The organism is Mesorhizobium temperatum (assembly GCF_002284575.1).
Taxonomy (GTDB): Bacteria; Pseudomonadota; Alphaproteobacteria; order Rhizobiales; family Rhizobiaceae; genus Mesorhizobium; species Mesorhizobium temperatum.
The window spans coordinates 74,206-83,014 of the sequence record NZ_NPKJ01000003.1; the positions used below are offsets into that span (position 1 = coordinate 74,206).

The 8,809-nt window shown below is 64.0% G+C and carries 6 protein-coding genes and 2 pseudogenes; 6 read left to right on the top strand and 2 right to left on the bottom strand.

All coding sequences use genetic code 11. From position 1 onward, the window contains the following. Positions 1–78 precede the first annotated feature (78 nt). On the top strand, positions 79–2,259 hold the full coding sequence (locus CIT26_RS00495; RefSeq protein WP_245318912.1) for a putative bifunctional diguanylate cyclase/phosphodiesterase: 2,181 nt from the start codon (positions 79–81) through the stop codon (positions 2,257–2,259). Positions 2,260–2,375: 116 nt separating this feature from the next. Here the strand turns inward: CIT26_RS00495 and panC are convergent. Together panC and panB are read right to left on the bottom strand one after the other, a co-directional pair. Further along, positions 2,376–3,204: pseudogene (gene panC, locus CIT26_RS00500) on the bottom strand (pantoate--beta-alanine ligase); the annotation flags it as partial. Next, positions 3,201–4,046, bottom strand: a complete 846-nt coding sequence (panB, locus tag CIT26_RS00505) for a 3-methyl-2-oxobutanoate hydroxymethyltransferase (RefSeq protein WP_095490745.1) — start codon at positions 4,044–4,046, stop codon at positions 3,201–3,203. The pseudogene panC and the gene panB, both read right to left, overlap by 4 nt. 170 nt (positions 4,047–4,216) lie before the next feature. On the opposite strand from panB, the gene CIT26_RS00510 reads away from it, so the two are divergent. From CIT26_RS00510 to CIT26_RS35510, 5 genes and pseudogenes are all read left to right on the top strand, one after another. Then, entirely contained in the window at positions 4,217–5,179 is a 963-nt protein-coding gene (locus CIT26_RS00510; protein ID WP_095490746.1) for an NUDIX hydrolase, read from the top strand. A gap of 61 nt (positions 5,180–5,240) precedes the next feature. After that, positions 5,241–6,215 carry a quinolinate synthase NadA gene (gene nadA / locus CIT26_RS00515; RefSeq protein WP_095490747.1) on the top strand — a complete coding sequence of 325 codons (975 nt, stop codon included), beginning with the start codon at positions 5,241–5,243 and terminating at the stop codon, positions 6,213–6,215. Further along, a complete protein-coding gene (locus tag CIT26_RS00520) occupies positions 6,212–7,759 on the top strand; it encodes an L-aspartate oxidase (protein WP_095490748.1) in 1,548 nt (515 codons plus the stop codon). The genes nadA and CIT26_RS00520 overlap by 4 nt, the downstream gene beginning before the upstream one ends. Further along, a complete protein-coding gene (nadC, locus tag CIT26_RS00525; protein ID WP_095490749.1) occupies positions 7,756–8,637 on the top strand; it encodes a carboxylating nicotinate-nucleotide diphosphorylase in 882 nt (293 codons plus the stop codon). The genes CIT26_RS00520 and nadC overlap by 4 nt, the downstream gene beginning before the upstream one ends. A 21-nt stretch (positions 8,638–8,658) precedes the next feature. Beyond that, positions 8,659–8,730, top strand: a pseudogene (locus CIT26_RS35510) (aspartate 1-decarboxylase); the annotation flags it as partial. Positions 8,731–8,809 lie beyond the last annotated feature (79 nt).

Genomic DNA, 8,809 nt, shown 5'->3' on the forward strand with positions numbered 1-8,809 from the left:
GACTGCGCCCTTGCGCTGAGGGGCGTCATCGAGCCAGCATTGCGCCAGCTAGCGCCGGCGCGATCTGTATCGCACAAGGTGATCGATGGCGCGGTGGCAACTTTCGACATCACTGCGCTACCGCTGGCAAGCCGATGGGGCCGGCCAATTCTCCTCGTCTGCGTCAAGGAACATGCGTCCCGCTACAGCCTCGTCGATACCATCTTCGCGTCGACCGATGAGGGGATGCTGGCGCTTGCGGCGATTCGCGACACCCAGGGGGAGCCGGTCGATTTCCAGATCATTGCCTTGAACGACGGTGCCACGCGATTGATGAGCCTGCCACGCAAAGCGCTGCAGTGGAAGCGGCTTACCGAGACCAATCTGTGGTCTGAACAATTCGGGATCAGAGAGCATTTGTCGGACGCGCTGTCGACTGGCACGCGAAAATCCGTCGAGACGACCTATCCGACCGATGGCGGGCCGCGCCATTTTAGGGTGGGCGTTGTGCCGATCGGTGATCTGCTTTCAGTCACGCTGACCGACATTGGCGACATCAAGGCCAGGGAGGAATCGTTTCGGTTGCTGTTTGAAGGCAATCCGGTGCCGATGTGGTTGTTCGATGCCGCTACCTACCGATTTCTGCAGGTCAATGACGCAGCGGTGCAGCACTACGGCTATAGCCGAGAGCAGTTTCTTGGGATGTCGGTGTTCGATATCAGGCCAGCCGGCGAGCGGGATGCCGCTCGCCGCGTGCTCGAAGACGTGGCCGATGCCTATCAGCCGGGTCAAGTGTGGCATCATTTGAAGGCGAACGGCGCCAAAATAGATGTGTACCCTTATATGCGGGTGCTCACCATCGAAGGACGCCGGTCAATACTTGCCGCGGTGATCGACGTAACGGAACAGCGCAAGGCGGAAGCGCGCATCGTCCATATGGCGCATCATGACGCGCTCACGAATCTTCCGAACCGGGTCCTATTCCGCGAGCGCCTGGACGAGGCGCTGGTTCGCACAAGTCGGAACGGCGAGGCCCTTGCGGTTCTCTGCCTCGACCTCGACCATTTCAAGAGCGTGAACGATACGCTTGGGCATCCTGTCGGCGACAAGTTGCTTCAGACAGTGGCCAAGCGCCTCCAGGATAGCCTGCGCGAAACCGATGTCGCCGCCCGTCTCGGCGGCGACGAGTTCGCTGTGATCGGGACCTCTATCGCCGATCCCACCGACGCCAGCGGCCTTGCGGTTCGTCTTATTGAAGCTCTGAGCAAGCCCTACGAGATCGACGGACACCAGGTGGTGATCGGCGCCAGCATCGGCGTTGCCGTGGCGCCGGAAAACGGCTTCGAACCGGATATTCTGTTGAAGAATGCCGACATGGCACTCTACCGGGCGAAGGCGGACGGCCGCAATACCTTTCGTTTTTTTGAACATGAGATGGATGCGCGGTTGCAGGCGCGCCGTTTGCTCGAGCTCGATCTGCGCAAGGCGCTCGCCAGCGGCGAGTTCGAGCTGTTCTATCAGCCACTGGTCAATGTCCGGTCGAACGCGATCAGCGGCTTCGAGGCGCTGCTGCGCTGGCGCCACCCTGAACGGGGCATGGTTCCGCCGGCCGAGTTCATTCCCCTGGCGGAGGAGATCGGCCTTATCGTCCAGATCGGCGAGTGGGTGCTGCGTCAGGCCTGCCAGCAGGCCGCAACATGGCCGGAATCCATGCATGTGGCGGTGAATCTTTCGCCGGCGCAGTTTCAAAGCCGGAATCTCGTGCCCACCGTCGTAAGCGCGCTGGCATCGTCCGGCATGGATGCGAGCCGCCTTGAGTTGGAGATAACCGAATCCGTTCTGTTGCAGGACAATGACGACAACCTTGCCACGCTGTACCGGTTCAAAAGCCTTGGCGTGCGGATCTCAATGGACGATTTTGGTACGGGCTACTCGTCGCTCGGCTATCTGCACAAATTCCCCTTCGACAAGATCAAGATCGATCAGTCCTTCGTGCGCGAGCTTTCCGCGCGCCCAGAAGCTAAGGCGATCATACGGGCCATTACCGGCCTTGGCGTCAGCCTTGGGATTTCCACCACCGCCGAGGGCGTGGAGACCGTCGATCAACTCGAGCATCTGCGCGCGGAAGGCTGCACGGAAGTCCAGGGCTACCTGATCAGCAGGCCGAAGCCGGCAGGCGAGATTTCGGCGTTGATTGCCGATCATCGGAGAGCAGAAGCCGTGACTTCAGCGGTTGCAAATCCGAATGTGAGCGTGAAGAGCGTTGCCGGGATGCGCTGATCAGGCGACGAGCATCGAATTGTTGGGCGGACGCGGTCCGGGATAGCGGCAGTTGTCACAGGGTACCAAGTGTCAGTTTCACCCCTCTGGGTCCAGATGGCTCCTGGCCGTGAAGGCACCCCGACATTGTCGATCAGCCGCGTCTCGCCAAGCCAGGCAGCCACGAGCAAGCGCCCGGGCCTGTCCAGTGTATGCATCGGCGCGAGGTCCTCCTCGGCCCGCAGTTCGAGATACTCGATCCGGGCGTAGCCTGCTGCGGCTATCGCCGACCGCGCCGCGTCGAGCGTCGCGTCGACCGGCGCTCCGTCGGCGATGCGCTCGGCCGCATCGAAAAGGATCGCGGCAAGCTTCGGCGCGGCCTGCCGCTGCGACGGCGACAAGCGCGCGTTGCGCGACGACATCGCCAGGCCGTCCTCCTCGCGGATCGTCGGACAGGCAACAATCTCGATCGGAATATCGAGGTCGCGGCACCACATGCAACTGCTGGAAATCCTTTTCGCTGAAGAAGGTGAGATCGGCGCCCGTCTGGAGGAACAGCTTTGCCACCACCGTCGCCACGCCGTCGAAATGGCCGGGGCGAGTTGCACCGCACAGGCCCTCGCTCACGCCTGCCACCGAGACGGTCGTGGCAAAACCATCCGGATACATTTCCGACCCCTCCGGCGCGTAGAGGACGTGGGCGCCAAGCGGCGCCAGCTTGGCGGCATCCTCGTGCTCGGTGCGTGGATAGGCGGCGAGATCAGCCTCACTGTTGAACTGCTTCGGGTTGACGAAGAGCGTCACGATCACCCGGTCGGCGCGTTCCAGTGCCGCGCTTACCAGGCTGAGATGGCCTTCATGCAGGGCGCCCATGGTCGGCACGACGGCGACCTTCAGATCCTGCTTGCGCCATTCGGCTACGGTCTTGCGCAGTTGTGCGACGGTGCGGACGATCGGTATGGTCATGCGGTCTTTTCGCCTCTGACGGCCTTGGGCATGTCACCGAACACATGCTCGGCGGCGGGAAAGCGGCGCTCCCGCACCTCTTGCGCATAGGTCGCAATTGCCGCCGAAGCGGCGTCCCCCAGTTCGGCATAGCGCTTGACAAATTTGGGGCGGAAGTCGCCGAACAGGCCCAGCATGTCGTCGACGACCAGGATCTGCCCGTCGCAGGCAGATGAGGCCCCGATGCCGATCGTCGGGATCGCGATTTCCTCGGTAATCCGGCGGGCGAGTGGCTCGGGAACCTTTTCCAGCACCACGGCGAAGGCGCCCGCCTCGGCGACGGCCGACGCGTCACGCCGGATGCGCTCGCGGTCCTCGCCGCGACCCTGGACGCGGTAGCCGCCGAAGGCGTTGACCGCCTGCGGCGTCAGCCCGACATGGGCCATGACTGGTACTCCGCGCGCCGTGAGGAAGCGGATCGTCCCCGCCATCGCCTCGCCGCCCTCGAGCTTGACGGCCGCGCAGCCGGTCTCGGCCATCAACCGGGCGGCGTTGCGAAAAGCCTGCTCAGAGCTTTCCTCATACGAGCCGAACGGCATGTCGACGACCATCAGTGCGCGTTCGAGCCCGCGGCGCACCGCCTGGCCGTGCATGATCATCATGTCGAGCGTGACACCAAGTGTCGTGGCAAGCCCGTGGAGAACCATGCCGACGCTGTCGCCGACCAGCACGACATCGCAATGCGGATCGACCAGTTTCGCGATCGGGGTCGTATATGCCGTCAGGCAGATAAGTGGCGCTTTGCCCTTGCGCTGGGAAATTTCCGGTGGCGTAAGAGCCCTGGCTTGTCCCGTTGCGCTCACGACTTCTCCTTCCCTTGCGTTACCCGCCGCTTGTGTCGCGTTTGGCATATTTTTGTGCAGGTGCGAAGAACTAAAGTGGCACGAAGCGTGAGTTGACGCGCCAAGCGTTATTGGTGAGAACAAATTTCAATCGGTTCAGCTACTTTTCGCGGCCCAAGCACTCAGGGACCATGGACGATCGCGCAAAAAGGATCAGGACAAACAGGCCGGGAGGCAAGGCCGACACAGTCAAGGTCGACCTGACCGCCGTTGTCGTTGCGCTGAGCGACAATGAGCCCTGTGTGCTGACCATCGGACAGACGGACACCTTGCCCTCCGGCCCCCTTGCGCTGGAGCACCGATCGCTGCAGTCCGGTCTGAGGGCGTGGGTCGAGGAGCAGACCGGCCACCCGCTGGGATATATCGAGCAGCTCTACACCTTCGCCGACCGGGACCGGGCCGGCACCGAACTTGAGCAGCGCGTTATCTCCATCAGCTATCTCGCACTCACCCGCAAGGAACATGCAGCGGCACCGTCCAGGTCCTGTTGGCAAAGCTGGTACGACTACTTTCCATGGGAGGACCACCGTGCCGGAACGCCGCCGATGGTGTCGGACGTCCTGCGGCCTCGCCTGATCGAATGGGCGGATGGCGCGGACGACGGTGCGACGCGCCTCGAGCGCCGGCGGCGGGCGGCGATCGCATTCGGCTTCGACGAACGCCCGTGGAACGAGGATCTCGCACTCAAACGGTACGAGCTGCTTTACGAAGCAGCCCTGGTTGAAGAGGCGATGCGCGGTTCGGTCCTCCCCCCGCCGGTTCGCGGCAAGTCCATGGTCGCCGACCATCGTCGCATCCTCGCCACGGGCATTGCGCGGCTGCGCTCCAAGATCAAGTACCGGCCGGTCGTGTTCGAACTGATGCCGCCGGCCTTTACCCTGCTTCAACTGCAGCGAACCGTGGAGGCGCTCGCCGGCAGGCTGATCCACAAGTCCAACTTCCGCCGCCTCATCGAGCAACACGAGTTGGTGGAAGAGACGGGCGATACGGCCACAGAAACAGGTGGCCGCCCGGCGAAGCTTTATCGCTTCCGCCACGCCGTGCTCGAGGAGGGGGAAGTTGCCGGGGCAAAATTGCCGCTGGCTCGGGGTTGACTCTTATACTCATATCAAGAATATGCGCTTATATTCTCATTGAGTATAATCGGAGCCGTCAATGACCGCCGCGCCGCCTTCGGCCGCCTATCTCTACGAGCGCGTGCGCAGGGTGATCCCGCCGATCGAATGGCCGGCGTTCAGCGACGACATCGACGCCATCTTGGCGCTGAAGCGCGAGCGCAACGCCGTCATCCTGGCGCATAACTACCAGACGCCCGAGATCTTTCACTGCGTGGCCGACATCGTCGGCGACAGCCTAGCGCTGGCCCGCAGGGCGATGGAAGTGGATGCAGACGTGATCGTGCTGGCCGGCGTGCATTTCATGGCCGAGACGGCAAAGCTGCTCAATCCGCAAAAGACGGTGCTCATCCCGGATCTCGGCGCCGGCTGTTCGCTGGCGGACTCCATTACCGCCGAGGACATCCGGCTGCTGCGGCAACGCTATCCGGGCGTGCCTATCGTCACCTACGTCAACACGTCGGCCGAGGTGAAGGCGGAGTCCGATATCTGCTGCACCTCGGGCAATGCGAAGGCTGTGGTCGAATCGCTCGGTGTTGCTCGAGTGATCATGTTGCCCGACGAGTATCTGGCCCAGAACATCGCCGCCCAGACTGACGTCGAGATCATTGCCTGGCAGGGTCATTGCGAGGTGCATGAGCGCTTTACGCCAGCCGACATCCGGCAGCTGCGCGAGGATCATCCCGGCGTGTCGGTGCTTGCCCATCCCGAATGTCCGCCCGAAGTGGTAGCGGAGGCGGATTTTTCCGGGTCGACGGCCGCCATGTCCGATTATGTGGGCCGGGAGAAGCCGGCGCGCGTCGTGTTGATGACTGAATGCTCGATGAGCGACAATGTCGCAGTCGCGCATCCCGAGGTGGATTTCATCCGCCCGTGCGATCTGTGCCCGCACATGAAGCGCATCACACTTGCCAACATACGTGCAGCACTGGAGCAAAACCGCCACCTCGTGACGATCGACCCGCAGGTCGCGGACCGGGCCCGCCGGGCTGTGGAGCGCATGCTCGCCATATGACCCCAACGATCATGGACATCGGCGGGGCGCCACTCATCGTCGGCGCCGGCATTGCCGGGTTGATGACGGCGCTTCATCTGGCGCCGGAGCCGGTTGTCCTGCTTTCCAGTACGCCGCTTGGAACCGGAGGCTGCAGCAAGTTCGCCCAGGGTGGTCTGGCGGCAAGCCTCGGCTGCGACGATAGTCGGGAGCTTCATCTGAGCGATACGTTGGCGGCCGGCGACGGCCTCTGCGACCAAGCGGCTGTAAGGCGGATGGTCGAAGCAGCACCCAAGGCGATCGAGGACCTCGAGCGCTTCGGCGTCGCCTTCGACCGCGGGCCTGACGGCGCATTGCGGCTCGGGCTTGAGGCAGCCCACTCCTGCCGTCGAATTGTGCATGCCGCCGGCGACGCCACGGGGCGTGAGCTGGTCCGCGCACTCATCGCAGCCGTGCGGCGCACGGCCTCGATCACTATCCTTGAAAACATGGAGGCGCGCCGCCTGATCGTCGAAGACGGTGCGGTCGTCGGGGTACTGGCGGTCGGCGGCACAGATGTGGTCACAATCTCCACCTCACGCGTCGTGCTGGCGACCGGCGGCATCGGTGGCCTGTTTTGCGATACGACGAACCCTCTCGGTTCATTTGGGCACGGGCTCGCGCTCGCCGCCTGTGCCGGGGCGGAGCTTGCTGATCTGGAGTTCGTGCAGTTCCACCCGACCGCGCTCGACAGCCCGCTGCGACCGATGCCGCTCATCAGCGAAGCGGTGCGCGGGGAAGGCGCCGTGCTCATCAACGAGCAAGGAGAACGGTTCCTCGCCGACACGCCCGGCGGCGAGCTCGCTCCGCGCGACGTGGTCGCACGAGTGGTTTGGCATCAGATCGCCGCCGGACGTAGCGTGTTTCTGGATGCCAGCAAATGTCTCGGCCCGAGCTTGGGCAAGCGCTTCCCGGCAATAGCCCAGCTCTGCCGGGAGGCAGGGATCGACCCCGCCACCCAGCCTATCCCGGTGCGGCCGGCGGCACACTATCACATGGGCGGCGTGGCGGTGGACGCAGCGGGCCGCAGTTCCCTCAATGGCTTGTGGGCCTGCGGCGAGGTTGCATGTACCGGACTGCACGGCGCCAACCGGCTCGCCAGCAACTCGCTCACCGAAGCGGTGGTAACAGCCGCCTGGGTCGCTGAAAGCGTCGCCGGCGCATCGCCGGACTGCCGCCGGCGCTTGTTCCCCGCACTCGTGCCCCCTCGGCCGGACCCTTCGTGCATACGCCCGGTCGTCTCCCACGCACTCGGCATCATTCGCGAAGGCGAGACGCTGCGCAAGGCCGCGGCGGCGCTGCTGTCGATCGCCGCTGACAACGAGGCTGCGTCCGATTCGGCTGTGGTCGCACTGATGATCGCCATCGCGGCCCTGCGGCGTGAAGAGAGCCGTGGTTCACATTACCGGTCCGATTTCCCCGGGCGCGATGCAGACGCAAGCCCGTCACGGCTGACACTGCGCACGGCAATCCAGGCCGCGGTCGCGCTCGGCTGGCGGGCCCCGACACGGAGTCACCTGACATGAAATCATTCGCGCCTCTTCCCGCGATCGTCATCGAACCGATTGTGCGGACTGCCCTTCTCGAAGATTTGGGCAGATGCGGCGATCTGACCAGCGACGCGGTGATTCCATGTGATTGCACGACCACGTTGGTGCTCAAGGCGCGGCACCCGGGCGTCGTCGCCGGGCTCGATCTGGTGGCTTTCGCCTTCCTGCTCGTCGACCCGGCGATCGACATGCACATCCGGCGTCCGGACGGCAGCGATATTGCCGCGGGTGAGACCGTCGCGAAGGTGTGCGGTCCGGCGCGGGGCCTGCTCACGGCCGAGCGCACGGCGCTGAACTTCCTCAGTCGTCTGAGCGGCATTGCGACGGCCACAGCGGCGATCGTCGACGCGGTGCGCGGCCACAAGGCAAAAATCGTGTGCACGCGAAAGACGACGCCCGGCCTGCGCGCGCTGGAAAAATACGCCGTGCGCGTCGGCGGCGGCGCCAATCACCGCTTCGGGCTCGACGACGCCGTTTTGATCAAGGACAACCACATCGCGATCGCCGGCGACATCCGCACCGCGGTCGGGCGCGCGCGCGCCGCCGCCGGTCACATGGTCAAGATCGAGGTCGAGGTCGACACGCTGGAACAGCTCGAAGTCGCCCTCAGGGTGGGGGTCGACGCGGTTCTGCTCGACAACATGTCGCTCGAGGAGCTGACGCGCGCCGTGCAGATGGTGGATGGGCGCGCCATCACCGAGGCTTCCGGCCGCGTCACGCCGAAAATGGCTCCGGCGATTGCGGCGACCGGCGTCGACCTCATCTCGGTCGGCTGGCTGACACACAGCGCGCCGATTCTCGACATCGGCCTGGACATGCCGGTCGACGGGAACATCTGCACGCACTTGAACTGACATGTGTTCTGGAGAAATGGGATGCGCAAGATCGTCGCCGGCAAGCTGCATGGCATCCACGTCACCGAGGCCAATCTCGACTACCATGGCTCTAAGAGTCCGTTTGGGAATTAGTTCAATTGCTGTTGCGCATCAAAAGACTGCCCACGGCGACGTGGATAATGGCTTCGGA